The sequence below is a fragment of the Pseudoalteromonas sp. PB2-1 genome, assembly GCF_045040605.1.
GTDB classification, from domain to species: domain Bacteria; phylum Pseudomonadota; class Gammaproteobacteria; order Enterobacterales; family Alteromonadaceae; genus Pseudoalteromonas; species Pseudoalteromonas arabiensis.
On sequence record NZ_CP090667.1, the window covers coordinates 2,731,394 to 2,756,063 of the forward strand.

The following is a 24,670-nucleotide window of genomic DNA, read 5'->3' on the forward strand; positions in this document are numbered from 1 at the left end:
CTTTCAAGGAGCCGTAATGAACAAATTATTCGATACCGTACAACTTGCCGGTCACACATTAAAAAACCGTATTGTCATGCCACCGATGACCCGCTCTCGTTCATCACAACCAGGTGATATCGCCCATCAGTTAATGGCCGACTACTATGCACAACGTGCCAGTGCCGGCTTAATTATTAGCGAAGGCACACAAATATCAGCCCTAGGTAAGGGCTATGCTTGGACACCGGGTATTTATACCCCCGAGCAAATCGCTGGCTGGAAGAAAGTAACCGACAAAGTTCATCAAGCAGGCGGCATCATGTTCGCTCAGCTTTGGCATGTTGGCAGAGTGTCTCACCCTAGTAACACAGGTGGCAAGCAACCAATTGCGCCCTCAGCTATTGCAGCCAAGGGCGTTAAAGTATTTATTGATGAAGATGATAAACCCGATTTTGTTGCCACTGCCCTGCCCCGCGCAATGAGCCTTGATGACATCAAACGCGTTATAAACGAATACCGTCAAGCTGCCCGTAATGCAGTTGATGCAGGGTTTGATGGTATTGAAATTCATGCTGCTAATGGTTACTTAATTAATCAATTTATTGATTCAGAGTCAAACCAACGCACTGATGAATACGGCGGCAGTTTAGAGAACCGCTTACGTTTTTTACAACAAGTGACAAAAGCGGTGTGTGATGAAATTGGCGCTAACCGTGTAGGCGTTCGCCTAGCTCCGCTCACTACACTCAATGGTACGGTTGATGATAACCCGTTTGAAACCTATATTGGTGCAGCGAAGGTACTTAATGATCTAAACGTTGCTTACCTGCATATTGCCGAAGCTGACTGGGACGATGCGCCATTAATGGAGCAAAATTTTAAACAAGCGCTACGTGAAAACTTTTCTGGGTTAATGATTTATGCAGGCAAGTACACTGGCCATAAAGCAGAGCAAGCATTAAATGAAGGCTGGGCTGATTTAATTGGCTTTGGTCGTCCGTTTGTTGCAAACCCAGATCTGCCTGAGCGTATTGAAAAAGGGATTGCACTTGCACAGCACGACCCTGATACCTTGTTTGGTGGCGGTGCAAAAGGCTATACCGACTATCCTTTAGCAACGCACTAAAACAAAAAGCTCGCCAACTTATTTTGGCGAGCTCCTTATTGTGTTACCTGACTAATAAATAAATCAGCTGGATCACCATCGAGATCATCACTAACGGCCATATATACTTAGCATATTTGGTTGCACCATCTAGTCCCATTTTTGAATGATACTTTTCAAGTAGTGGTATAAGAATAGCCAGTGCGATAAACAGGCATAATAAAATAACAAATACATTCATTGTGGCTTCCTTACACAATAGACAAGTTCAGGCTCTAGTCTATAGACAAAAAAAAGCGCAGTAAAATACTGCGCCAGTCGGTTGGAAGTAAACGACTTAGCCAACAATCGCTAACAAAATACCTGCAGCTACGGCACTTCCTAATACACCCGCTACATTCGGACCCATTGCATGCATTAACAAGAAGTTATGTGGATTGCTTTCAAGACCTACCTTATTTACCACCCGCGCAGCCATTGGCACTGCGGATACACCCGCAGCCCCCACCAGAGGGTTAATCGGCGATTTAGAAAACTTATTCAGACCTTTTGCCATAAACACGCCTGATGCTGTACCAATAGCAAAGGCCAAAGCACCTAATACCAAGATACCAATAGTTTCTACAGTTAAGAACTTATCTGCAGCAAGTTTAGAACCAACAGCAAGACCTAAGAAAATCGTAGTGATATTAATGATCTCGTTTTGTGCACTATTACTTAAACGATCAACTACACCTGATTCACGCATTAAATTACCTAAACAAAACATACCAACAAGTGGCGTCGCTGCAGGTAAAAATAAAATCGTCAGACTGAGTACCATCAATGGAAAAATGATTTTTTCTTTTTTTGATACTGCACGTAGCTGCGGCATTTGAATTTCACGCTCTTCTTTTGTTGTTAACGCGCGCATAATTGGCGGTTGGATAATAGGCACCAATGCCATATATGAATACGCGGCAACAGCGATTGCTCCCAGTAAATCAGGCGCAAGTTTCGAGGCTAAGAAAATAGCGGTTGGTCCATCAGCACCACCAATAATGGCAATCGCCGATGCATCTTGCAGTGAAAATTCAAAGCCTGGAATAAAGTTAAGTAAAATGGCGCCAAATAACGTCGCAAAAATACCAAATTGTGCCGCTGCTCCCAGTAACAACATACGTGGATTTGCAATAAGCGCGCTAAAATCCGTTAGTGCACCCACCCCCATAAAAATCAGCAATGGGAACACGCCAGAATCAATACCTATGTGATACACATAGTACAATAAGCCACCGGGGTCTGATAAACCAGCCACTGGAATGTTTGTTAAAATAGCGCCGAAGCCAATAGGCAGTAAAAGCAATGGCTCAAAACTACGAGCAATCGCTAAATACAGTAGCAAGCAGCCAACTGCAATCATGATCAGTGCAGGGAAAGTAAAGTTTGCAATCCCCGTTGCATGCCAGAGGTTTAATAATCCATCCATCCCTAGCCTCCTAAGCAAGTGCAATCATGGCGTCGCCGGTAGCAACTGAGTCACCTTCCGCAACTAAAATATCAGCCACAGTGCCGTCATGAGCGGCACGTACTTCGGTTTCCATTTTCATTGCTTCCATAATGATAACGACATCACCTTGATTTACAGTTTGCCCAGGTTTTACTTTGATTTTAAAAATATTACCTGCCAGTGGCGCATTGAGTGTTTCGCCAGCTGACGCTGATGCAGATTGTGGTATTAACTCACTGTCTTTAAGTGCAACCTCTTTAAGCTCGCCACCTTTAGCAACAACAACATCGTAAACTTTACCATCTACTTTCACACTGTATTGCTCAGCTTGAACCTCACCATTTGAAGAAGGTGTTGTTGATTGATCAGATTTAGCTTTTTCACCAGTCGGCACAGGTTCGAAGGCATCAGGATTATGACGATTTTTAAGAAATTTCAAGCCTATTTGTGGGAATAAAGCATAGGTAAGCACGTCATCAATCACGTCATCAGCCAACTCTAAACCCTGCTCTTTAGCTTCTTTTAATAATTCAGCTTCAAGTTTTTCGAGTTCGGGTTCAAGTTTATCAGCAGGGCGACACGTAATTGCTTCGCTTCCGTCTAAAACACGCTCTTGAAGTTCTTTATTCATCGGCGCTGGGGTTGCACCATACTCACCTTTAAGTACACCTGCGGTTTCTTTAGTAATCGTTTTATAACGCTCACCCGTTAATACATTTAGAACGGCTTGCGTACCAACTATTTGTGAGGTTGGTGTTACCAGTGGAATATACCCTAAATCTTCACGTACACGCGGGATCTCTAAAAGCACTTGATCGAGTTTATCCGCAGCACCTTGTTCTTTCAGCTGGTTTTCCATGTTAGTTAACATGCCGCCTGGTACTTGTGCTAATAAGATACGGCCATCAACCCCTTTTAGGCTGCCTTCGAAAGCGGCATACTTTTTACGCACATCACGAAAATAAGCGGCAATTTCTTCTAACTGATTAAGGTTAAGACCAGTATCTCGCTCGGTTCCTTCAACAATCGATACTATTGTTTCTGTTGCACTGTGGCCATAGGTCATACTCATTGATGAGATAGCCGTATCCAACATATCAATGCCTGCATCAATCGCTTTTTGGTAAGTTGCTGTACTTAAACCCGTTGTAGCATGACATTGCATCGCGATAGGAATAGACACCGTCTCTTTTAGACCTTTGATCAGCTGTTCACAATCGTAAGGTTTTAATAATCCCGCCATATCTTTAATACAAATAGAATGACAACCCAGCTCTTCAAGCTGTTTAGCAAGCTTAAGCCACATATCGAGAGTATGCACAGGGCTCACCGTATATGAGATCGTTCCTTGCGCATGTGCGCCCACTCTAACCGCAGCCTTTATGGCTGTTTCAAGATTACGTACATCATTCATTGCATCAAAAATACGAAATACATCAACACCATTTTTATGTGCACGCTCGACAAACTTTTCTACTACATCATCAGCGTAGTGGCGATAACCTAATAAATTTTGTCCACGCAGCAGCATTTGTTGCTTGGTGTTTGGCATCGCCGCTTTAAGTTCACGAATACGCTGCCAAGGATCTTCGCCCAAATAGCGAATACAAGAATCAAACGTTGCGCCCCCCCATGACTCTATAGACCAATAACCCGCGTTATCGAGTTTCTCAGCCATAGGTAACATGTCATCTAAGCGCATGCGTGTTGCTAACAATGATTGATGTGCATCACGTAAAACTAGTTCGGTTAATTTTAATTTAGCCATTTTCAGCTGCCCCATTATTTTTGTTTATTTCTGAATTGAGCGATTGCAGCGCTAATAGCTGCGATGTGTGCTTGCGGCACCCCCTGCTGTGAGTGTATTTTTGCAGCTCGCACGGGCTCATTGCTGTTAGGTTCATCAAAACGATTCATCAACCTAGACATTAAGGTCACGGCTGAAATCAAAATAGTTAAAAATATAAATACACCGATCATGCCCGTAATCATCAAGCTGGCCGCGGTTGAGAGTAACCCACCTATATCCATACTGCCCCCTCGCACTGTTATAAATAAAAAATCAATATAGTTAAATAAATATTCAACATAATAACAAACACATTCAATTTGTATAGCACCTTGTAAATTGGTAAAACCAATTTAATTTAAAATAACATGTAAAACACAAAATTAACAACCATAAAGGGAGCACATTAACAGCCGAATATAGATGATAAAAATACTCGATATAGTCATAAGTTATAAAGGTGATATGGTCGATTTTAAATAAAACCACGCTAACACAGGCTCTTGGGTGTATAAAAACACCGACAAGATAAATTGGTCTTACCAAAGAAAGATTTATAAGGGGTGTTATTTTACTCATTTAAGTTGAAAAATAATCACTATGAATAAGTTACAGGCTAATTCGTAAAAGTTACCAAAAGAAAAAATTCTACAACATCAAAAAAAACAGTAAGCCGTTGAAATTACTTAACATTTAATAGTGGCATAGAACTAGCTTTAATCATACCAACCGAAACGAAAAATTATTAGCCAAGGAGATCACTATGTTACGCTGGACAATCACTTTTTTAGTAATCGCGTTAATCGCTGCAGTGTTAGGTTTTGGCGGTATTGCAGGAGCCGCAGCAGGAATTGCTAAAATTATCTTTTTTATATTTCTTGTTCTACTTGTTATTTCGCTGGTATCAGGTGCGCTTAGAGGCAACACCCCCAGATAACAACCGAACAACGTTTATAGATTAATTTACACTATTATAAGGAATTTAATTATGAAAAGTTCAACTTTAAAAGCCGCTACTATCGCCCTATTTTCAGGTCTTTTCATCATGGGTTGTGAGGATAACACAGCTGAAGATGCAGGCGAGCGCATTGATGAAGCAATTACTGATACACAGAATGCTGTAGAAGATGCTTGTGAAGAAGTTAAAGAAGGCGTAAACGCAAAAGAAACTAACTGCTAATCCTTCTATACACATTACCAACCAGAAAAGCGGCCTAAGAGCCGCTTTTTTTATGATTTTTATTCTACCCCTCACCAAAAAACAATAAAATTTCAATATTTATACATTTTCTTATCAAAAACTACACATTTACCTAGGTTGTGTACTAATCTAAACATGCTAAGAATGGATATCGAGTAGTAATCCATTGTTTTCTAGCCAACTATAATTAAATATTGGGAGATAACAATGTTAAAAAACAAACTATCAAATGCTGTAAAGCTGGCGATTAGTACAGGGGTTGTTTCTACAGCTCTTATATACGCACCAATAAGTGCAGCAGAAGAGACAAGCGACGCAAAAAAAGATCTCGAAGTAATTTCAATTACGGGTAGTCGTATTAGACAACCGGGCGCTGTTTCTGCAAGTCCAATTGTCTCAATCGGAGAAAAAGAATTAGGTTACCAACAAGAGCCTGAAGTAGAACAAATACTAAGAACTTTACCTTCAACAATACCTGGTGATGGAAGTAACGTAAATAATGGCTCTGGCGGTGCAGCCACCATTAACTTAAGAGGTTTAGGATCGCAACGTTCACTCGTTTTAATGAATGGACGTCGGATGATCCCATACAACTACAATGGCTCAGTTGACAGTTCGACAATTCCAACTGCACTGATTGAACGAATTGATATTATCACTGGTGGTGCATCAGCTGTATATGGTTCTGATGCGATTGCAGGTGCGGTGAATGTTGTATTAAAAGAAGACTTTCAAGGTGTTGATTTAGATCTTAAACACTCTCAAACCGGTGACAATGATGGTGACAAAAACAGTATAGCCTTAACAATAGGTTCTAATCTAGAAGATGATAAAGGTAACGTTGTACTCTCCCTTGGCTGGAGTCAACGTGACCAAATACTACTTGGTGACCGTCCTTTAGGTTTACTTGGTATTGAAACGGCTACCGGTGCTAACTATGAACAATTCTTAAACGGTGAACCACCGGTTCCAGCTCCAGCAGATTGTAGTGGCCCTAACTCGGTTGAAAGTGGTGGCTCAACAACCGCATTTCCTACACGATTTGCAATCGTTGGCGCAGGTACAACAGGCTCAGGTCAGTTTAGAAATGATGGTACATTGCAACCAGATACATGTAGTGTATTTAACTTCAATCCATATAACTTTTATCAAACACCTTCAGAGCGTTATTCAGCAACCGCAATCGCTAAATATAACTTAACTGATGATCATAAAGTATACTCAAGCTTTAACTACACCAATACCAGTGTTGATACACAAGTAGCACCATCAGGTACATTTGGCTCAAGCTTTAATTTACCTTTAGCAAACCCGTTAATTGGCGATCAAGCGAGGCAATTTATGATCGATGGAGCTTCCGCAGCATTGGCTGCTGGTAGCTTAAATGATAGTAACTGGCAAGATGTTAACGGTAACGGCATTGTAGATAGTGAAGACTATCTAAAAGTGCAATTACGTCGTAGAACATTAGAATTAGGTGCTCGTACAGAACGATTTGACAGTACTCAGTTCCAAATTGTGACTGGTGTAACAGGTTTCTTCCTAGATGACTGGGAATATGATGTTAGCTATCAGTATGGTGAATCTAACCGAACAACTGTACGTGGTGGTTATACAAACCTAACCAATATTCAAAACGCATTAGACACAACGGATGGTGTAACCTGTAAAAATGGTGATTCCAGCTGTGTGCCAATTAATCTATTTGGTGGCTTTGGTACCATCACTGAAGAAATGGCAGGCTATGCACAAGCAATTGCCCTTCAACAACAAAAGTACAGCCAAGAAATTTTCACCGCAACCGTTAATGGTGCAATCGAGTTTATCGAAATCCCAGGTGCTGGTGCGCCACTTTCGATGAGTTTTGGTTATGAAAATCGTCGCGAAAAAGGCTTATTTGAGCCTGATGAATGTTTAAAACTTGCCCCTGCTAGTTGTCAAGGTGGTGCAGGTGGTAACCAACTGCCTATCACGGGTGGCTTTAAAGTAGATGAGTTCTTCTTAGAAGGTTACTTACCTGTGTTAGACGGCCTACCGGGTGCTGAAACTCTTGATGTAGAGTTTGGTTTCCGCTGGGCTGACTACGATACAGTAGGTAGCAACGAAACATGGAAACTTGGCTTCAACTGGCGTCCAGTTAGCGATGTACTTATCCGTGTTATGCAACAACAAGCAACGCGTGCACCTAACGTTGGTGAAATCGCTTCACCTGTTGTAACAGGCTTAGACAACGCGCTACAAGATCCATGTTCTGTTGCTAACGCCGCTAACATTGATGCCTCGCTAAGACAGCTTTGTATCTCAACAGGTATGACTGACGCCCAAGTTGGTAACGTACAAGATGTAATCTCTGGCCAAGTACAAGTCATTAGTGGTAGTGATCCTGCTAACCCACCAGGTGCTGAAGAAGCAGAAACATTCACTGCGGGTATTGTTTGGACACCTGAATTCAGTGCTGTTGAAAACTTCACAATTACACTGGATTACTATGATATTGATATCGATGACATCATTGGTGAGTTCTCAGCTCAAGAAATTCTTGATGCCTGTTACGTACTAGGTGATGCTAACGAGTGTGCGAAGATCAACCGTATCGGTGGCGACTTAACTATCGCGGGTGCGGGTATTGAGCAATTTACCACCAACTTAAAAAATCAACGTGCCGAAGGTATCGAACTTGGTTTCAACTTTGGTATTTTGCTTGATGACATGGGAGAGTTGCAATTCTCAGGTAATATTAATAAATACCTAACGCAAGAGTCGCAAAGCTCTGATACTGCACGCATTATTGACTGTAAAGGTTTTTACAGCACAAGTTGCGACCCTGTCTCTGAATTACGCTGGGTACAACGTACTAGCTGGATTTGGGAAGATCTAACCGTGTCACTACAATGGCGTCACATTGATGGTGTAGATATCGAGCCAATCGAAGCGCCAAATGTTTTTGAAGAATTCAGAAGCATCGAAAGCTATGATTATTTTGACTTATTCGCCAGCTACCATGTTACTGACTACATGAATGTTACATTCGGTATTGATAACATGTTTGAAAAAGAGCCACCTGTGGTTGGTAATGAAGCAGGTGATACTAGTTCAAACTCTGGTAACACATTCCCAAGTAACTATGACGTACTTGGTCGTCAATTTAAAATGGGTATTAAACTCAAATTTTAACTTTCTAAGAGCGGCCTAACGGCCGCTCATTTTATTTACATGTCGCTGTTAACGCTTTACCCGTTGCAACACTGGTTATTTGCCAATCCCCATCTTCTAGTTTCACACTTGCGATGTCACTAACTACATAATCACCTGGCACGTTTAATCGCGTTAAATTTTCTGTGAGCTGTTGATAACAAAATGGCCCTGTATCTCCATGCATAATGAGCACAGGTTTTTTTGCAAATTTAGCAAATTGGGAAAAAGCATCGCGGTAGACTTTAAATGCATCACAGTTTGAGCGCAGTGTCGCAGTGCATGCTGATTTATTCGTTGCATTGTAAATATCAGCTTGAAAGCCAATGACATACGCTTTAACGCTTTGGTTATTTAAGCCCCGCTGCAACCACTCTAAGTTTAGCCTGTCGCGTTTATCTGCTGCATCCAAAGCATCATTTTTATCACTTTTCAGTATTTGCGCGCGCCCATTATGCGTGCCCGCTATATGCAGAGTCATAAACTCAATATTATTAAATTGCCAACGCGCATTCTCGTTCATATCGAGCTGATGAGTAAAACCTTGTAATAAGTTTGCTTTTTTATAGTAATCATCGTCATACATTAACCCTTTTACATATTCTAATCGCTCAAGCTCGTCAAACTGAGGGTTTAGGCTGTCACGATCGCAATCAGTCCATTCATTATCTCCCAAAGTATAGATAAAAGGCTTATCGGTAATAGCTGTTAAAAGCTGCTTATTTGCCTGCAGTAACTTGTTTGTACAAGGTAAAGACCCTGATTTCATATCACCTAAATGCATCAAAAAGCTATGAGGCGTGGATGCGACTGCACGTGCGAGCTTGCCGTTTGGCTGAGCGAGATTAATTTCATCTATTGGTGTGTATGGCATATCACCCATAACCAAAAAGGTATTACTAGCCATTGCGAGAGCGAATGAGGCTGAACTAATAAACATGCTATTTACACCCAAAAATACAATCATAGTAAGTTCTCATAATGACAACAAAATGAAAACCAACTGCGGCAGATTTTTTCTATCGGTGCTAAACTGCTGCCAGTAAATTAAGTAGGCCCCCGAATGACATTAAGTACAACTTACACACTAGATAAACCGTATTACTACGAATGCTTTGATGAGTCACTGCCCTACTCATCACAAGCCAAGCCTAAATACCCGCTACTGGCATTATTAATAACTCTGGGCTTATTAGCTTTTTATCAATTAGATAATCATTATTTAGGCAGCTTTATGATTATGCTTGCTGTCGTTGAGTGCCTTTCGTTTTATTACAAACGTCCGTGGTGGGTAGCAAGACAAATGATGAGCCGTGCATCAGGTAGCGAGGTGACCATTTTGTTTGACGATGAAGGGATTAAGGCTGAAAACCCTTATAAGAGTTACCAATTAAGCTGGCAGCAGGTAAGCGAGATTATTGAGACTGAACGAGGTTATATATTAAAAGCACAGCGCGGTATGCAATACATCTCTAAACAAGCACTTAGCGATGAAATAGTTGTTGAGTTAAATAAAAGAGCCACTCAATGAGTGGCTCTTAAGAATTTTTCGCTGATTAAACATTGCCCGGATTTGGGTTAGATTTCTCTGCTTGGATTCGCATATAGATTTCTTCACGATGTACTGATACATCTTTCGGTGCGTTTACACCAATGCGAACTTGATTTCCTTTAACACCAAGAACAGTAACAGTTACTTCGTCACCGATCATCAGGGTCTCACCTACTCTTCGAGTTAGTATTAGCATTCTCTTGCTCCCATGTTCCAAAAAATTAAAAGATTCCGCGTCAAAAACATTTTAATGAAAACTTGACTTAAAAGTAAGTAAAAACTCTAAATCTTATTCATTTTCAGTTAAAAAAACCTTATGAAGTGCACGCACAGCCAGCTCTAAATATTTTTCGTCAATTAAAACTGAAATCTTTATTTCTGATGTCGACACAAGCACTACTTTGATGTTTTCCTCTGCAAGGGCATTAAAAAATAAACTTGCTACACCTGAGTGCGATTTCATTCCTACACCTACAGCTGACACCTTGGCAACATTGCTTACTCCTTTAACAGACTCCGCTTTTATATTACTTTGGTTTAAAGTTAGAATTTCAAGTGCTTGCTCAAAATCATTTGTGTGCACAGTAAAAGCATAGTCTATTTTTTCAAAGTTATGATTAACTTGATTAATCATATCTATTTCGATACCGAATTCTGCAAAAAGTTGCAAAATTTTTGCAAGGTTTTCTACCCCTTGCTGCACACCATTGACATAAATTAAGCTTTCATCTCGATTAAAAGCAATACCCGACACAATATTGGTTTGCACATCCGGCTCCTCAAAACTGATCAAGGTCCCTTGATCCGGGTTAAAACTCGATAATACTCTAAGCGGTATATTGTATTTACCGGCTGCTTCAACACTACGTATGTGTAAAACTTTTGCGCCCAAGCTTGCCATTTCGAGCATTTCTTCAAAGGTAACATGGCTCATACGTCGCGCATTTGGTTCAATGCGCGGGTCAGTGGTATAAACACCATCTACATCAGTATAAATTTGGCATTCGTCGGCATTGATAGCACCCGCAATCTCAACCGCAGAGGTATCAGTACCGCCACGACCAAGGGTTGTGATATTACCTTCAATATCACGACCCTGAAAGCCCGCAATAATAGCAATCCGATTATGCTCAAGTTCATGCTTAAGACGAGTCGCCGCAATTTCTTCAATGCGCGCTTTGCCAAACATATTGTCGGTACGAATATTGACCTGATCGGCAAGTAAGCTTACCGCAGAATGGCCCCGTTTAATAATCGCCATTGCGAGTAAAGAGACTGACACTTGCTCACCGGTGGTTAGCAATACATCAAGCTCACGAGCACTTGGTCGAGAATCGATTTGTTTAGCGAGTTCAATAAGACGGTTAGTTTCTCCCGACATAGCCGAGAGCACCACCACAACTTGATGGCCCTGTTGCTTGGTTTTTACAACAAGGTCGGCGACGGCCTCAATTCGCTCTATTGAGCCAACTGAGGTGCCACCGAATTTTTGGACGATAAGTGCCACTAGTAGTTAAGAACGCTCAGATAACCAACCAGTTACACTTTCTAAGGCAGTAGCAAGGTTCTCTGGCTGAGTACCACCAGCTTGTGCCATATCAGGACGACCACCGCCCTTACCGCCTACTTGTGCAGCCATGTGATTTACCAGCTCACCAGCTTTCACTTTACCTGTTAGGTCTTTAGTAACACCGGCAATCAGGCTTACTTTGTCGCCATTGGCTACGCCAAGGGCGATAACACCTGAACCAATCTTCGTTTTCAGGTCATCAACCATGCCGCGTAGTGCTTTAGACTCAGTACCTGCAACATCAGCAACCAGTAGTTTAATCCCGTTCACTTCAACAACAGAATCAAGTAACGATGCACCTGCTGCACTTGCAAGCTTGTCGTTAAGCTGTGCAATTTGCTTCTCAAGGCCTTTTGATTTCTCAAGTAATGCGGTTACTTTTTCAAGTACTGTGCTGCTATCACCTTTTACTAGTGCTGCAACATCATTTAACTGTTGCTCTTGCTCACTTACATAAGCAACTGCTTCAGCACCCGTTACCGCTTCAATACGGCGGATACCGGCAGCAATACCGCTTTCTGATACGATTTTAAATAAACCAATATCACCTGCACGCTTAACGTGAGTACCACCACATAGCTCAATTGAATAATCACCAATGGTTACTACGCGAACTTCGTCGTCGTATTTTTCACCGAATAATGCCATTGCACCTTTTGCTTTAGCATCTTCGATAGCCATTAGCTCAGTTTCAAGTGCAAAGTTACGACGGATTTCATCGTTCACTGCACGCTCGATTTGACGTAATTCGTCTTTTGTTACTGCTTCAAAGTGAGAGAAGTCAAAACGTAAACGCTCAGGGTCAACAAGTGAACCTTTTTGATTTACGTGCTCACCTAAAATTTGACGTAACGTTTCATGCAGAATATGCGTTGCAGTGTGGTTTTTCTTGATGCTGTCACGACGTGCTGCATCAATTGTTGCCTCTGCTTTATCGTTTGTACCAATACGACCTTGTACACGACCATGATGTGCAAATGCATTACCAAGCTTCGTAGTGTTAGTAACGACAAACTCACCACCCGCTACTTTTAACACACCGGTGTCACCAACCTGACCACCTGATTCAGCATAAAACGGTGTGCGGTCTAAGATTGCGATACCTTCTTGACCATCTTCAAGTACAGAAACCGATTGACCTTCACAGAAAAGTTCGACCACAGTACCTGTGTAATGCTCCGCATCATAACCTTTAAAGTCTGTGTGTTTTTCAGACTTAAGTTGCTGGTTGTAATCAGCACCAAACTTACCTGCTTGCTGTGCTTGCTTGCGCTGAACAGCCATACATTCTTGGAAGCCGTGCTCATCAATCGTCATGAAACGCTCACGGGCCACGTCTGCCGTTAAGTCAGCTGGGAAACCATAAGTGTCGTAAAGTTTGAATACTAAGTCACCAGGGATCACATCACCTTCGATGTCAGCTAGGCTTTCTTCTAAAATAGCCAGACCACGCTCAAGTGTTTTACCAAACTGCTCTTCTTCAATACGCAGTACTTTTTCAATAATTTCTTGTTGCTTAGCAAGTTCAGGGTACGCTTGACCCATTTGCTCAATGAGCGCAGCAACTAGCTTGTAGAAGAATGCACCTTTGGCGCCTAACTTGTTACCATGACGAACAGCACGACGAATAATACGACGTAGTACATAACCACGGCCTTCGTTTGATGGCATAACACCGTCAGATACTAAGAACGCACACGAACGAATATGGTCAGCCACAACGCGTAACGATTTATCACCTAAATCTTGTGCGTTGGTTACTTTAGCCGCCGCTGCAATAAGCGCTTGGAATAAATCGATTTCGTAGTTTGAGTGAACGCCTTGTAAAATTGCAGAAATACGCTCAAGACCCATACCTGTATCAACAGACTGCTTAGGAAGCGGCTCCATTGTACCGTCGGCATGGCGGTTATACTGCATGAATACTAGGTTCCAGATCTCGATGAAACGGTCACCGTCTTCTTCAGGTGAACCAGGAGGACCACCCCAAATTTCTTCACCGTGATCGTAAAAGATTTCAGAACATGGACCACACGGACCCGTATCACCCATTGACCAGAAGTTATCGCTGGTTGCAATGCGAATAATGCGATCTTCACTTAGGCCTACTTCTTTATGCCAGATGTTAAACGCTTCTTCATCATCATGATAAATGGTAACAAGTAGCTTTTCTTGTGGTAGTTTCACTACTTCAGTTAAAAACTGCCACGCAAACTTGATTGCGTCTTGCTTAAAGTAATCGCCAAAGCTGAAGTTACCTAACATTTCGAAAAATGTATGGTGACGCGCTGTGTAACCTACGTTTTCAAGGTCGTTATGTTTACCACCTGCACGCACACAACGTTGTGAGCTGGTTGCACGCGAATAAGGGCGGCTTTCCGCACCTAAAAATACATCTTTAAATTGCACCATACCGGCGTTATTGAATAATAACGTGGCATCGTTACCCGGGATCAGCGAGCTTGAAGGAACAATTTGGTGTTGTTTAGAGGCAAAAAAGTCTAAGAACTGTTGCCTGATCTGTGCGGTAGTCATATGCTGCATGTGAAAATCTCACCCGTTTATTGCTGTGCTTGCATTGCAAAATCAATTTGTTCGTAATTAAAGCCTCGATACATCAAGTAGCGTACACGTTTCGCTCTTTCTTTCTGGTCGAGTTCTTTACCTGAATTTGAAAACTTCTTTAAATATGCGTCCTGTGCGAGTTCAAACCAATCGATTTCGAACTCCTCGAGCGTTTTGTCTAATAATGCTCGGTCTATCCCTTTTGCCATTGCTTCGCTCTGAATGCGTTTAGCACCATGATACTTTGCTAAATGGCGGCGTACAAACCCTTCGCAGTAGCGCTCTTCGTTAATAAAGTTGTGTGACTCACACCAATCTAACAAACGCTCTGTAAACTCGGGCGTCGCCTCTTTTTGCTGTAACTTTCGTGTTAGATCGCGACGCGAATAATCTTGTCGAGACAGTAACCAAAGTACGTAATTCTTTAACTTTTGTTCTTTATCATCCATTACGCGTCAAAGCGCCCTGATTGTGACTGCGTCTGTGGTGCTTTTGGTTGGTCATCACCCTTTGGTACAACCGGCATAAAAATAGCCTGAAAAGACACGAAGAAGCTAATGTAACAAATTGGCATTAAAACCAATAGAGGAATAAACGATAAAGGAATACAGATCACTATTAAAACGGCGCAAATGAGGCCATAAACACTCAGTGGCGCCATATTATGGTAAAACACCATGAATGAGGTTTTTAGAACCTGCAACATATTGCTTTGCTTTTGAAAATAAACCAATGGAATAGCATAAGCAAACGCAGTCATATACACACAGATTGCCAGTAGAAATACCGCCACTTGCCCCATGGAAATAGTGGCCAGTAAATCAGCAATATGTGTTTGATTTTGTGGGTCAAACGTTTGGCTTGAAATAACCGCATAAGCATCGGCAAAAATAAAATTCGATAACAGGGCTAATAAAATACCCGCCGCCATCTGGTACACAGCAACACGCACTAAACCAATACGATTACCTTTGTTACTAAAGGGTTTAAAAATATCAACTTGGCTAACCGTACCGCCTTGTTGTTTTGTCAGCACTGCTTGATAAAAACCAGCCATTAAAAATGGCGCAACAAATGCACCGACGACTTGTAATAGCGGTAGCACTAACGATAAAAAGCCAACAACACCTATTAACAGGTGCATTAAAATAAACGTAACCGGTTGCAGCTTGAAGATTTCCCACCCTGCTTTAAACCATTTTACGCCTGCATCGGCTTTAAAAACACGAACTTCGATCGACATAGTTTCTCATTCAATAACGGCAAAACGCACCGAGTATAACTGGGTGCGCCACGGGTTTATAGTCACCTGTTGTGAAATTTATTCAGGCTTTTTAATTTTCTTAATATCAAGCATGTGCGAGCCATGTTTGATTTTCGTTTCAAGGTAAGCGCGGTTACCCACTACACCGGCTTTAATGTGTGCATGGGTACCAACCACTGAATCAACCTCAATGCCAGCATCACGCAGTGCTTTAAGCTTATTCGGGTTATTTGTCATTAACTTAACATGCTTTTGATTAAGTGCTTCGAGCATTAATACTGCATCTGAAAAGTCACGTAAATCATCAGCAAACCCCAAATGGTTATTCGCTTCGTAAGTATTCATACCTTGCGACTGCAATACGTAAGCATCAATCTTGTTGTATAAGCCAATGCCACGCCCTTCTTGGCGTAAATACAGTAAAATACCACCTTGCTCGTGCATCATTTCAATGCACTCATTTAACTGCTCACCACAATCACAACGTGACGAATGAAATACATCGCCAGTTAAACACTCTGAATGCATACGAATTAAAGGTACGTCTTGCTCAGTGTCAGCTTGATTAAACACTAAAGCAACATGCTCTTGGCCATCATTTAAGCCACTAAAAGATACGATTTCTGCAGGAATATCACTGTTTTTGCCAACATTTAGCTGGACTCTTGCTCTTACTTGCGCCACGACAAATCCAAATTAAAAAATAAATGCGATACTGCAAATGTGATTACAACAGCTTGAAGGTTGTAAGAATGCAACATACGACGAGTGATAACTAATATTGAGGCAGTTACCAGCAATTCAAGTATTATACACTCAAAGCACTTAAAGATACGAGCTTTGCACTGTGTATTGCGGCTAAAATTGAAATACTGGCATGCAACTTTTAGTTGGGAAGTTTCTAAACAAGTGACAACACTCACGCCGTTTGCTACCATCGCTGAGGATAAGATTAATTCTCATTTACTCAACTTCCAACAATCTTATTCACGCACCTACACAGGAAAATAATAATAAGGATTATTATGAAAAAAATGTCTCTCGCATTATGTGCCACCCTGCTATTGAGCCAACCCAGTTTGGCGAGCCAAGATATAAACTCAGAATTTAATAACACTTATCGTGCTTACCTAGCCGCTATAGAGAAACATGAAGACGCCACCGAGCTTGCCAAAAAAGCCTATGCGCTTGGTCAAAAGGTATATGGTGAAGATGCTGAGAATACAGCGAATTTAGCAATCAACTATGCTAATACTCTACCTGAAAACAAGCAACAAGAGCGCTTTGAGCTATTCAAATATGCTTACGATATTCTAGCAAAAAATCATGGTAAGCTGAGCAACGAGGTTTACGACTCATTATTTGGTTTAGCTCATTCAACCAAATCGCCAAGACTTGCTTTTGACTACCTTGAAGACGCGATTGAAATCGCCACGATAAAAAAAGATCACAAACTAGTTGCTGATAGCAAACTCAAAGCAGCGCGTATTCTCGCTTACAAACCAAGTGGTGGTCGTTACTTCACAGCAAAAGCTTACCTAGAGGAAGCCGACGAATATTATAGAAATAATATCCCTGAAAACTCTGTTGAGCGTATTGAAGCTGACTTTTTAGTTGCCGCATTTGCAGAACATAAAAAGAACTACGAGCAAGCGATAGAGCGTTTGACCCATGTCGTCACTGTTTTTGATGAAGCACTGAGTTTTGATCATAAAGCAGAGCTGGATGCTCACTCTAAACTTGTATATCTTTACGAAAAAGTGGGCAAACGAGAGGAAGCCACTAAGCATTGTGTTGCCATTGCCAAAATGGTGCCATGGAAAGACAGCCAAGAACAAGAACCCCTGTACCGTGTTAACCCTAAATACCCATTGATAAAAGCGCAACGAGGTCAAAGCGGCAGTGTTGTCATGGAATTTGAAGTAACCCCATCAGGCTTTGTTGATAAAATAACGGTTATTGAATCTAAAGGCGGGGGCGCTTTTGAGACAGAAGCCAAAAGGGCTGTAGAACAATGGCGTTATGCCCCTAAATTTGAAAACGGTCAAGCCGTTGCAGCGATTTCTAAGGTGCAATTAGACTTTAAAATCAACAAATAAATAAAAAGGGTCGCAGTGCGACCCTATCACAACGTATTAAGCAGGTTATCTGCTGCGTCTTCAATTAAATCGAGTACCTTTTCAAAACCTTGATCGCCACCGTAATAGGGATCTGGGATCTCGCTCTCCTCTGCATCACCATGACTTAAAAACAACGACAGCTTATATTGCAGGTGCTCAGGGCACTGAGCTTGTAAATCAGCAAGGTTTTGCTTGTCGGCCGCAAGAATTAAATCAAACTCATAAAAGTCAGCTTGAGTCACTGGTCGTGAATAAATCCCTTTAAAACTATAGCCGCGCTTTTCGGCTGCTGCTTTTGAGCGTGGATCTGGGGGATTACCTTGGTGATAACCAATGGTGCCAGCAGAGTCAACTTTGACATTGACCCCCAGCGCCTTGGCACGGCTACGAAGAACCGCTTCAGCAGTAGGTGAGCGGCAAATATTGCCTAAACAAACAATCAACACCTTTTTCATTATTCGTCCTTAAAATTGCTTTAAGATTGTCTCATCATAACGTTCTGCATCAAGCGAGAGATTGTATTTATCTGCCACACTATCAAGCTCAGCCTGCTTAATTGCCAACTCATCCATGGTAATAGTGTTGTCATCAAGCTGCCATAACAAACGCGAACCAGCATAGCTGTAATGAATGGCTAATAAAGCATCTGCATTGCCTTCACGCCCTGCTGCTTTTAACTTTGGCATTTTACGGGTGATTTTATTAAGGGCTTTTTTAAGCTCCCATACATACACTATTTCAGTCATGTAATCATGATTACGGTACTTATTAAGCACAAAGCCCACCAGCACACTACACACAACAACACCTAGTAAGTTCCAATGAAAATGGCTACCGCTTGGGTCAGGGAATAGCGCAATTAATGTTTGTGAAATGGCTAAACTGCCAACGGCTAAAGCAATTACGCAGGCAATAATCACGTGATTTAAATGTTTACGGTAACGGGCTTTATCTATTTGAATAAGTTTCATAACAACCTAAAAAGTCACACTAAAATTAGTGAAAAAATAAAAAATGAAAAAAATTTTCACCCCTTTTTTATTTGCCAGCCGTTTTAGCTATGAAAGCAATTATCCAAAGAGGAACGGCTATGCATACTTTACCACTAAACTCAGCAAGCTTGAATAACAGCAATACTGCTTTAAAGACAAGCGCAGCAATTATTGGCGGCGGTGTAATGACCTTTGCAGCATTTGCCTTCATGCAGTACTTAATTTCTGCTGAGCAAAGAGCCGATGTAAAGCTAGGTCCAGATATCACAGTTGAAATTTATGAAGTACCTGAAGACTCAAAAGTACAAGTAAAACAAACACTGCCGCCACCGCCAGTTGCTAAAATGCCGCCAAAAGCGCCACCACGCCCTGCGGCTGAAACCCCAGATACAATAGTCATTTCCGATGCAACACCAACAATGACTTTTGATGGCATTGGCGACACACTTAGTAAAACCATTAATCAACCAACGGGAGATGCAACGCCTATCGTGCGTATAAACCCGAAATATCCGCCGGTCGCAGCCCGCGATGGTATTGAAGGCTGGGTGCAAATTAGCTTTAGCATTTCACCAACGGGCGAAGTAATTGACCCTGTTATTATTGATGCTGAGCCTAAGCGGGTATTTGACCGTGAAGCAATTCGCGCTATTAAACGTTGGAAATATCGCCCTAAAGTTGTTGAAGGTGTGGCACAATTACAAACAAACCAAAGCGTTCAACTTGACTTTAAAATAGATGGATAACTGCCTATGCTAATGAGCATCAAGACATGGTTATTTGACAAGCCAAACACAGATTGTTTGGCGCAGTATGCCAAAACGGGCGACAACCGCTATCTTAACCAACTCGTTGCTCAATACGGGAACGATCTTTATCACTACCTAGTCACACAAAGTGATAAAGATCTTGCCCTCGATATATGCCAGCAAACCTGGTTAAAAGTCATTGATAAACGCGACTTTTACACTGCTCAAAACAACCCAAAAGCGTGGCTTTTTCGATTAGCACGCAATTTGTTAATTGATGAATTTCGTAAGCAGCAAAAGTTCGTAGAGTTAGAAGACAACCAACTATTTGCTGAAGCGCAGGATGCAAGTTATCACTACGACTACGAAGCCTTTGATAAAGCACTCATGGCACTTAGCTTTGTACAACGAGAAGCGCTGACCTTACAACAAGAAGGCTTTAGTCTCGAAGATATTGTTGCTATCACGCAAAGTAACCCAGAGACCATTAAAACTCGGCTGCGATATGCCCGTCAAAACCTGAAACAACAACTAGGAGGCCATCATGAAGCGTAACGACGAGCAACTCGATGCTGATTTAAAAGCACATTTTCAAAAACGTAAGGCAGAGCATAGCTTAAGCAGCGACGAGCTTTCACGCATGCAAAAGCCACTGTCAGCAACGCCAAGATCACAGCGCTTTTTAGGCCTACAAATGACCGGTGTTTTTGCTGCTTTAGTAATTCTTGGTTTTGTCATGCTGCAATACAACAACCGCGAGTTAACCGATGTTTATGCCGTGGATTTATCTGATTACCAATGGCTTGAGGTACACGAACTCGACGCCAAAGGCAGCTATGTGAGTAATCTTAAACAGCAAAAACAAAACCTAGATACGAACTACCAACAAGCATTAGCCAATCACCAAACCCGCACCCGCTTCACCGGCCGTTTAGTAAGCGTTGATGACGACTGGTATATCGCCGACTGCAAGCAAAATGTCATAGTACAAATTAAACAATCACTCCTTGAAGAGCTACAAAAACACGGCACCCTAGATACTCATATTCACCAAGGTGACCTACTCGCCCTAGACCAAAACAAACAAGGCCAAATCATCGCACTCAAACAGCTAACCCAAGAGGCGAAAAAATGTGAAGCTTGAAAACAGCTATCCGGTTTAAAACAAAGTTAGCGAGTTACAAGGGGAAAGAGTAAAGGAGTGCCGTAGGCGTGAAATTTATTTCGCGCGATGGTTCAACGAGCCATCAGCTTTCAGCCGTCAGCTCTCAGATTTAAAACAAGTTAGCGGGCTACGAGAGTAAAGTCGCAAGTTTTTAAGTAGCAGCGGGTTTACCCCGCGTAGTTAGTTTTCAGATGTCAGATCATTCTTCTGACATCTGATACCTAATATCAATCTCACTCCCCTACCTTCGGTAGAATGCTTTTACTAATCACTTCAAATTTACCTAGGTCTATCAGCATTGAGTAAACTTCATCGTTGTTAATAAATACAACGAATAAATTGCCTTCAGCATTGAGGTTAGACTCTACAATGCGGTTGTAACCTGAAATAACTTCGCTGTAGTTTGAGCCATCAATCTTGCTTAGCGCGAAGGTGCGCTTATCTTTGCCATCGAGCAGTTTGTCGTTGTTGGTATCGTTTTTGATAACTTCATACGAAACTGCCTTAGGAGCATAGACTTTTTGCTCCTTGTAAGGACGAGTATCAAACTCTTTGTAATGGCTTAAAGCACCAAACTCTATGATCAACTGATCCGTTGTGTTAAATAGCCACTTAGCGTGATTGGTTTTGTCATTAAGAAACAAGATGTTCTTTGAGCGCGTAGGTCTGTATTTATAACCACCGCTAAAATTATTGTAAACTGTTACGTCAGCTTTCACCTCAATATCCAGTTTTTCTGATTCCAACGGGATAAAGTAAAAATCACTCCCCTCGACCTTACGGGGGTAACCCAGTTTCCACTTTTCTTGCTGCTTTTCATCTTCAGCTAAGTTTAGTGTTTGTTGCTGTACATAGTTATCGGACTTTAGTAAGTAAGCAACAAAGTTATACCCTATTGCTGCTGCTCCAATGATTAAGCCTAAAAGTAAAATTAGGCCGTTAACATTCCACACCCATTTAAAAAACTTTTCTGACTTCATACGACTTGTTAAATCCTTTTAAGAATAAGAACTTGCTAAGCTAGCAGATTTAAAACAAGTTAGCGAGTTACAAGGGGAAAGAGTAAAGGAGTACCGTAGGCGTGAAATTTATTTCGCGCGATGGTTCAACGAGCCATCAGCTTTCAGACTGACGGCTAAACCTCCGCTCTTTACCTCGCTTTTCCTACCAATAATCGCACATTCCTCAAAGTTAATAACACTTTAATGCTGAACCAGCTAGGCTAATAACATCGTGTTTTAAAATATGGAGTTACTATGAAAAGGTCTTTGTTTAACAGTTTAATCATCGCCTCGATTAGCTTGCCGAGTTTGCAAGCCTGTGCTCAGCCGGAACAAAAGATTCCACTGGATGCCAGCGCGAATAACTACAAACTAGAATTAGTAAGCGAAGGAATTCAAATTCCTTGGGGTATGGCTTGGCTTAACGAGCGTGACTTACTCGTTACCGACAGACGTGGCGAGCTTAGGTTAATTCGTGATGGCAAACTCGTTGAGCAAACAGTTAAAGGAACACCTAAAGTACATGACGAAGGCCAAGGCGGCTTATTAGATATAGAGCTTGATCCGAACTTTGCCGACAATGGTTGGATTTACTTTTCGTACTCAGGCTATGAAGGTAATGGTGAAGGTTACAATACCTCGATTATGCGCGCCCGCTTTAAAGATATGACACTTGTTGACCAGCAACTGTTGTTTGATGGCGAGCCAAATATTAAAACAACGAAACACTATGGTTCGCGTATTGAGTTCGACAAAGACGGTTACTTGTACTTCTCTATTGGCGACCGTGGTAAAAGAGACGTTCACCCACAAAGCCTAGACTATGATGCGGGTAAAATTCACCGTATCAATAGCGATGGCTCTATCCCTAAATCAAACCCGTTTTATAACCATAAAACGACTCACAAAAGTATCTATTCGTATGGACACCGTAACCCTCAAGGTATGGCAATGCATCCTAAAACGGGGGTTATATGGAGCCATGAACATGGCCCTCGTGGCGGCGATGAAATTAACATAGTTAAAGCGGGTGCAAACTATGGTTGGCCTGAGATCACCTATGGGATCAACTACATTGGCACAACAATTACCGACGAAACCAGCCGCGCAGGAATGGAGCAACCTGATTGGTATTGGGTGCCTTCAATTGCCCCTTCTGGCATGGAATTTATCACCAGTGACAAATACCCACAGTGGCAAGGTCACATTGCCGTGGGTTCGATGAAGTTTGGCCACCTTGTTTTGGTGAAACTTGATGGTGACAAAGTAACTGGTCACAGTAAGGTATTTGAAGGGGTTGGTCGCGTACGCAGCCTTGCCACCCATCCTAATGGTGATTTATATCTTGGTGTTGATGGTGTGGGTGTTTATAAGGTTGTACCTAAGATATAACTGTAAGATGTGAACGTGCGGACTATCGCGTATTGTAGGTGTGAAATTTATTCCGCGCGATGATTTTTGCAATATCAAGCAATAAAAAACCACAGAGAAAGTTCTGTGGTTTTTTACGTATAGCTTACAGCGATTAACTTCGAGCTATTAATTATAAAACAATAATACTCGTTACTAGGTAAGCGATGAAGGTTAACGCACCGCCGAATAAAGCATACGGCATTTGGGTTTTCACGTGAGTTAATAAATCACACCCTGATGCAATGGCCGATACCGCGCTGGTATCTGAAATTGGCGAGCAGTGATCGCCAAACACACCGCCACCTAAAATAGCCGCAATCACTAATGAAGGTGGTAAACCCAAAGCTTGAATGAGCGGTACACCGATTGGAATCAGAATCGCGAATGTGCCCCACGAAGTACCTGTGGTAAATGAAATTACCGCACCGGTTAAAAATAACACTGGCACAACTAAGTAAATAGGTAAAAAGTCACCTACTAGGCCTGCCACAAATACTCCTGTACCTAAGTCTTTTAAGCTTGCACCTAAGGTGAGCGATAGCAATACAATAGACACTAATGGCAGTAACTCACCCATGCCTTTAAAGCCAATATCAACAAGCTTATGGTGAGTAAATTCACGAGAGCTAATCATTAGAAAGTAAGCCACAACACACGCTAAAATAGTGGCATATAGCACTGATTTAGAACCACTACCACTGGCAATATCGCCATCACCAGTCCAGAACATAAAGCCAACCATACTACCGATTAAGGTAATAAGTGGAATAAGCATGTAACGGGCTTTAGAGCCTTTTACTTCTTCTGCAAGCTCCGTTTCTTGCTGTTCAAAATTCTCTTCTGCTTGCTTTAAAGGGCCATGTACTTTGTCGAAGGTAATCGTATAAAACACGATAAGTAACGCGATAATAGCGTAGAAGTTATAACCAATGCTGCCCCACAGCACAGATACCGCAGACTCTTCCATTTCGTAATTACTCAGCAGACCAAGCACATATGCGCCCCAGCCATTGAGTAAAATTAAGATACACACAGGTGCGCTGGTACTATCAATAATGTAAGCAAGGCGCGCTCGGCTCATTTTAAATTTATCGAATAAGCCACGAGACAAAATACCCGAAGTTAGAACACTTAAGTTCGATTCAATAAATACCGCAATGCCCGAGAACATGGTTAAGTAACCCACTTGGCGCTTACTTTTTGCCACGCCCTTATTCATTAATAAATTAACCGTTGCAGCCACACCACCCGATTCACGAATGTAGGCAAGTAAAGCACCAATTAAAATACTAAAAATAAGAATACGGCTATTACCTGGGGAACTGGCAACTTCAATAACCCGCTCAATGGTATTGATAAAGGTGAAAAACAAGGTATTACCTTCACCATTCAGAGCAAGTAAAAACTCAGACGACGCAACCGCGACCAATAACGCCATGATCACTTCTTTGCGCCAAAACACAATTAAGATAGCAATCAAGGGTGGTAAAATTGAATACCAAGACATAAAAACCCTTTTAA

At 41.7% G+C, this 24,670-nt stretch carries 25 protein-coding genes; 10 read left to right on the forward strand and 15 right to left on the reverse strand.

The genetic code is table 11. The features are described 5' to 3' along the window. Positions 1 to 16: 16 nt before the first annotated feature. The gene (locus L0Z67_RS12785) at positions 17 to 1,108 is read left to right on the forward strand and encodes an alkene reductase (protein WP_405128096.1); all 1,092 of its coding nucleotides are present in this window, start codon (positions 17 to 19) and stop codon (positions 1,106 to 1,108) included. A 43-nt stretch (positions 1,109 to 1,151) separates the two neighbouring features. Here the strand turns inward: L0Z67_RS12785 and L0Z67_RS12790 are convergent, their stop codons facing one another. The 4 genes from L0Z67_RS12790 to L0Z67_RS12805 form a co-directional block, all read right to left on the reverse strand. Then, a complete protein-coding gene (locus L0Z67_RS12790) occupies positions 1,152 to 1,328 on the reverse strand; it encodes a hypothetical protein (RefSeq protein WP_165381469.1) in 177 nt (58 codons plus the stop codon). A gap of 96 nt (positions 1,329 to 1,424) precedes the next feature. Beyond that, positions 1,425 to 2,555, reverse strand: a complete 1,131-nt coding sequence (locus L0Z67_RS12795; protein WP_062569613.1) for a sodium ion-translocating decarboxylase subunit beta — start codon at positions 2,553 to 2,555, stop codon at positions 1,425 to 1,427. Positions 2,556 to 2,565: 10 nt separating this feature from the next. Then, on the reverse strand, positions 2,566 to 4,344 hold the full coding sequence (gene oadA, locus L0Z67_RS12800) for a sodium-extruding oxaloacetate decarboxylase subunit alpha (RefSeq protein ID WP_237114344.1): 1,779 nt from the start codon (positions 4,342 to 4,344) through the stop codon (positions 2,566 to 2,568). A gap of 14 nt (positions 4,345 to 4,358) precedes the next feature. Next, complete coding sequence (locus L0Z67_RS12805) at positions 4,359 to 4,607, reverse strand: OadG family transporter subunit (RefSeq protein ID WP_062569612.1); 249 nt, start codon at positions 4,605 to 4,607, stop codon at positions 4,359 to 4,361. Between the two features lie 521 nt (positions 4,608 to 5,128). On the opposite strand from L0Z67_RS12805, the gene L0Z67_RS12810 reads away from it, so the two are divergent. From L0Z67_RS12810 to L0Z67_RS12820, 3 genes are all read left to right on the forward strand, one after another. Continuing rightward, positions 5,129 to 5,302: a DUF1328 domain-containing protein gene (locus tag L0Z67_RS12810; protein ID WP_083515324.1), complete on the forward strand. Its 174-nt coding sequence runs from the start codon at positions 5,129 to 5,131 to the stop codon at positions 5,300 to 5,302. Between the two features lie 51 nt (positions 5,303 to 5,353). Next, the gene (locus tag L0Z67_RS12815; protein ID WP_062569611.1) at positions 5,354 to 5,545 is read left to right on the forward strand and encodes a hypothetical protein; all 192 of its coding nucleotides are present in this window, start codon (positions 5,354 to 5,356) and stop codon (positions 5,543 to 5,545) included. 228 nt (positions 5,546 to 5,773) lie between these two features. After that, positions 5,774 to 8,740, forward strand: a complete 2,967-nt coding sequence (locus L0Z67_RS12820) for a TonB-dependent receptor domain-containing protein (RefSeq protein WP_237114345.1) — start codon at positions 5,774 to 5,776, stop codon at positions 8,738 to 8,740. Between the two features lie 31 nt (positions 8,741 to 8,771). Here L0Z67_RS12820 and L0Z67_RS12825 read toward each other — a convergent pair whose 3' ends face one another. Continuing rightward, positions 8,772 to 9,698, reverse strand: coding sequence for a hypothetical protein (locus tag L0Z67_RS12825; protein ID WP_193987692.1), 927 nt, complete (start codon positions 9,696 to 9,698; stop codon positions 8,772 to 8,774). 123 nt (positions 9,699 to 9,821) lie between these two features. Between L0Z67_RS12825 and L0Z67_RS12830 the strand changes: the two genes are divergently transcribed. Beyond that, positions 9,822 to 10,289: a YcxB family protein gene (locus tag L0Z67_RS12830; protein ID WP_062569608.1), complete on the forward strand. Its 468-nt coding sequence runs from the start codon at positions 9,822 to 9,824 to the stop codon at positions 10,287 to 10,289. Positions 10,290 to 10,314: 25 nt separating this feature from the next. On the opposite strand, the gene csrA is transcribed toward L0Z67_RS12830, so the two are convergent. The 6 genes from csrA to ribA all read right to left on the reverse strand — a co-directional run bounded on the left by csrA (position 10,315) and on the right by ribA (position 16,393). Then, complete coding sequence (gene csrA, locus L0Z67_RS12835; protein ID WP_036970495.1) at positions 10,315 to 10,506, reverse strand: carbon storage regulator CsrA; 192 nt, start codon at positions 10,504 to 10,506, stop codon at positions 10,315 to 10,317. Between the two features lie 93 nt (positions 10,507 to 10,599). Further along, positions 10,600 to 11,817, reverse strand: coding sequence for an aspartate kinase (locus L0Z67_RS12840; protein WP_062569607.1), 1,218 nt, complete (start codon positions 11,815 to 11,817; stop codon positions 10,600 to 10,602). 6 nt (positions 11,818 to 11,823) lie between these two features. Then, positions 11,824 to 14,424, reverse strand: coding sequence for an alanine--tRNA ligase (gene alaS / locus L0Z67_RS12845; RefSeq protein ID WP_062569606.1), 2,601 nt, complete (start codon positions 14,422 to 14,424; stop codon positions 11,824 to 11,826). A gap of 17 nt (positions 14,425 to 14,441) precedes the next feature. After that, a complete protein-coding gene (locus L0Z67_RS12850; RefSeq protein WP_193987693.1) occupies positions 14,442 to 14,894 on the reverse strand; it encodes a regulatory protein RecX in 453 nt (150 codons plus the stop codon). Next, entirely contained in the window at positions 14,894 to 15,688 is a 795-nt protein-coding gene (locus L0Z67_RS12855; protein ID WP_193987694.1) for a BPSS1780 family membrane protein, read from the reverse strand. Before L0Z67_RS12855 ends, L0Z67_RS12850 begins: the two co-directional genes overlap by 1 nt. Positions 15,689 to 15,766: 78 nt before the next feature. After that, complete coding sequence (gene ribA, locus L0Z67_RS12860; RefSeq protein WP_062569603.1) at positions 15,767 to 16,393, reverse strand: GTP cyclohydrolase II; 627 nt, start codon at positions 16,391 to 16,393, stop codon at positions 15,767 to 15,769. A 341-nt stretch (positions 16,394 to 16,734) separates the two neighbouring features. Here ribA and L0Z67_RS12865 point away from each other — a divergent pair, with 341 nt between their 5' ends. Next, complete coding sequence (locus L0Z67_RS12865) at positions 16,735 to 17,808, forward strand: energy transducer TonB (protein WP_237114346.1); 1,074 nt, start codon at positions 16,735 to 16,737, stop codon at positions 17,806 to 17,808. A gap of 26 nt (positions 17,809 to 17,834) precedes the next feature. Here the strand turns inward: L0Z67_RS12865 and L0Z67_RS12870 are convergent, their stop codons facing one another. Both L0Z67_RS12870 and L0Z67_RS12875 read right to left on the reverse strand, forming a co-directional pair. Beyond that, positions 17,835 to 18,284: a low molecular weight protein-tyrosine-phosphatase gene (locus L0Z67_RS12870; protein WP_193987695.1), complete on the reverse strand. Its 450-nt coding sequence runs from the start codon at positions 18,282 to 18,284 to the stop codon at positions 17,835 to 17,837. Between the two features lie 9 nt (positions 18,285 to 18,293). Then, complete coding sequence (locus L0Z67_RS12875) at positions 18,294 to 18,800, reverse strand: DUF3087 domain-containing protein (protein ID WP_062569600.1); 507 nt, start codon at positions 18,798 to 18,800, stop codon at positions 18,294 to 18,296. Between the two features lie 119 nt (positions 18,801 to 18,919). On the opposite strand from L0Z67_RS12875, the gene L0Z67_RS12880 reads away from it, so the two are divergent. From L0Z67_RS12880 to L0Z67_RS12890, 3 genes are read left to right on the forward strand one after another with little or no spacing between them, the layout of a single operon-like run. After that, a complete protein-coding gene (locus L0Z67_RS12880) occupies positions 18,920 to 19,567 on the forward strand; it encodes an energy transducer TonB (RefSeq protein ID WP_193987696.1) in 648 nt (215 codons plus the stop codon). Between the two features lie 6 nt (positions 19,568 to 19,573). Further along, positions 19,574 to 20,125, forward strand: a complete 552-nt coding sequence (locus L0Z67_RS12885) for an RNA polymerase sigma factor (RefSeq protein WP_193987697.1) — start codon at positions 19,574 to 19,576, stop codon at positions 20,123 to 20,125. Continuing rightward, positions 20,115 to 20,714: a hypothetical protein gene (locus L0Z67_RS12890; protein ID WP_405128097.1), complete on the forward strand. Its 600-nt coding sequence runs from the start codon at positions 20,115 to 20,117 to the stop codon at positions 20,712 to 20,714. The genes L0Z67_RS12885 and L0Z67_RS12890 overlap by 11 nt, the downstream gene beginning before the upstream one ends. A 254-nt stretch (positions 20,715 to 20,968) precedes the next feature. Here L0Z67_RS12890 and L0Z67_RS12895 read toward each other — a convergent pair whose 3' ends face one another. Beyond that, positions 20,969 to 21,715 (reverse strand): hypothetical protein, encoded by a 747-nt coding sequence (locus L0Z67_RS12895; RefSeq protein ID WP_250661147.1) that lies wholly within the window; start codon positions 21,713 to 21,715, stop codon positions 20,969 to 20,971. Between the two features lie 276 nt (positions 21,716 to 21,991). Here L0Z67_RS12895 and L0Z67_RS12900 point away from each other — a divergent pair, with 276 nt between their 5' ends. Further along, positions 21,992 to 23,128, forward strand: coding sequence for a PQQ-dependent sugar dehydrogenase (locus L0Z67_RS12900; RefSeq protein WP_405128098.1), 1,137 nt, complete (start codon positions 21,992 to 21,994; stop codon positions 23,126 to 23,128). Positions 23,129 to 23,279: 151 nt separating this feature from the next. On the opposite strand, the gene L0Z67_RS12905 is transcribed toward L0Z67_RS12900, so the two are convergent. Then, complete coding sequence (locus tag L0Z67_RS12905; protein WP_062569592.1) at positions 23,280 to 24,656, reverse strand: Na+/H+ antiporter NhaC family protein; 1,377 nt, start codon at positions 24,654 to 24,656, stop codon at positions 23,280 to 23,282. Positions 24,657 to 24,670: the final 14 nt, after the last annotated feature.

What these genes read in the sequence shown, in the direction of transcription:
- L0Z67_RS12785 (WP_405128096.1), top strand. Translation starts at nt 17, where the DNA reads ATGAACAAATTATTCGATACCGTACAACTTGCCGGTCACACATTAAAA.
- L0Z67_RS12790 (WP_165381469.1), bottom strand. Translation starts at nt 1,328, where the DNA reads ATGAATGTATTTGTTATTTTATTATGCCTGTTTATCGCACTGGCTATT.
- L0Z67_RS12795 (WP_062569613.1), bottom strand. Translation starts at nt 2,555, where the DNA reads ATGGATGGATTATTAAACCTCTGGCATGCAACGGGGATTGCAAACTTT.
- oadA (WP_237114344.1), bottom strand. Translation starts at nt 4,344, where the DNA reads ATGGCTAAATTAAAATTAACCGAACTAGTTTTACGTGATGCACATCAA.
- L0Z67_RS12805 (WP_062569612.1), bottom strand. Translation starts at nt 4,607, where the DNA reads ATGGATATAGGTGGGTTACTCTCAACCGCGGCCAGCTTGATGATTACG.
- L0Z67_RS12810 (WP_083515324.1), top strand. Translation starts at nt 5,129, where the DNA reads ATGTTACGCTGGACAATCACTTTTTTAGTAATCGCGTTAATCGCTGCA.
- L0Z67_RS12815 (WP_062569611.1), top strand. Translation starts at nt 5,354, where the DNA reads ATGAAAAGTTCAACTTTAAAAGCCGCTACTATCGCCCTATTTTCAGGT.
- L0Z67_RS12820 (WP_237114345.1), top strand. Translation starts at nt 5,774, where the DNA reads ATGTTAAAAAACAAACTATCAAATGCTGTAAAGCTGGCGATTAGTACA.
- L0Z67_RS12825 (WP_193987692.1), bottom strand. Translation starts at nt 9,698, where the DNA reads ATGTTTATTAGTTCAGCCTCATTCGCTCTCGCAATGGCTAGTAATACC.
- L0Z67_RS12830 (WP_062569608.1), top strand. Translation starts at nt 9,822, where the DNA reads ATGACATTAAGTACAACTTACACACTAGATAAACCGTATTACTACGAA.
- csrA (WP_036970495.1), bottom strand. Translation starts at nt 10,506, where the DNA reads ATGCTAATACTAACTCGAAGAGTAGGTGAGACCCTGATGATCGGTGAC.
- alaS (WP_062569606.1), bottom strand. Translation starts at nt 14,424, where the DNA reads ATGCAGCATATGACTACCGCACAGATCAGGCAACAGTTCTTAGACTTT.
- L0Z67_RS12850 (WP_193987693.1), bottom strand. Translation starts at nt 14,894, where the DNA reads ATGGATGATAAAGAACAAAAGTTAAAGAATTACGTACTTTGGTTACTG.
- L0Z67_RS12855 (WP_193987694.1), bottom strand. Translation starts at nt 15,688, where the DNA reads ATGTCGATCGAAGTTCGTGTTTTTAAAGCCGATGCAGGCGTAAAATGG.
- L0Z67_RS12865 (WP_237114346.1), top strand. Translation starts at nt 16,735, where the DNA reads ATGAAAAAAATGTCTCTCGCATTATGTGCCACCCTGCTATTGAGCCAA.
- L0Z67_RS12870 (WP_193987695.1), bottom strand. Translation starts at nt 18,284, where the DNA reads ATGAAAAAGGTGTTGATTGTTTGTTTAGGCAATATTTGCCGCTCACCT.
- L0Z67_RS12875 (WP_062569600.1), bottom strand. Translation starts at nt 18,800, where the DNA reads ATGAAACTTATTCAAATAGATAAAGCCCGTTACCGTAAACATTTAAAT.
- L0Z67_RS12880 (WP_193987696.1), top strand. Translation starts at nt 18,920, where the DNA reads ATGCATACTTTACCACTAAACTCAGCAAGCTTGAATAACAGCAATACT.
- L0Z67_RS12885 (WP_193987697.1), top strand. Translation starts at nt 19,574, where the DNA reads ATGCTAATGAGCATCAAGACATGGTTATTTGACAAGCCAAACACAGAT.
- L0Z67_RS12890 (WP_405128097.1), top strand. Translation starts at nt 20,115, where the DNA reads ATGAAGCGTAACGACGAGCAACTCGATGCTGATTTAAAAGCACATTTT.
- L0Z67_RS12895 (WP_250661147.1), bottom strand. Translation starts at nt 21,715, where the DNA reads ATGAAGTCAGAAAAGTTTTTTAAATGGGTGTGGAATGTTAACGGCCTA.
- L0Z67_RS12900 (WP_405128098.1), top strand. Translation starts at nt 21,992, where the DNA reads ATGAAAAGGTCTTTGTTTAACAGTTTAATCATCGCCTCGATTAGCTTG.
- L0Z67_RS12905 (WP_062569592.1), bottom strand. Translation starts at nt 24,656, where the DNA reads ATGTCTTGGTATTCAATTTTACCACCCTTGATTGCTATCTTAATTGTG.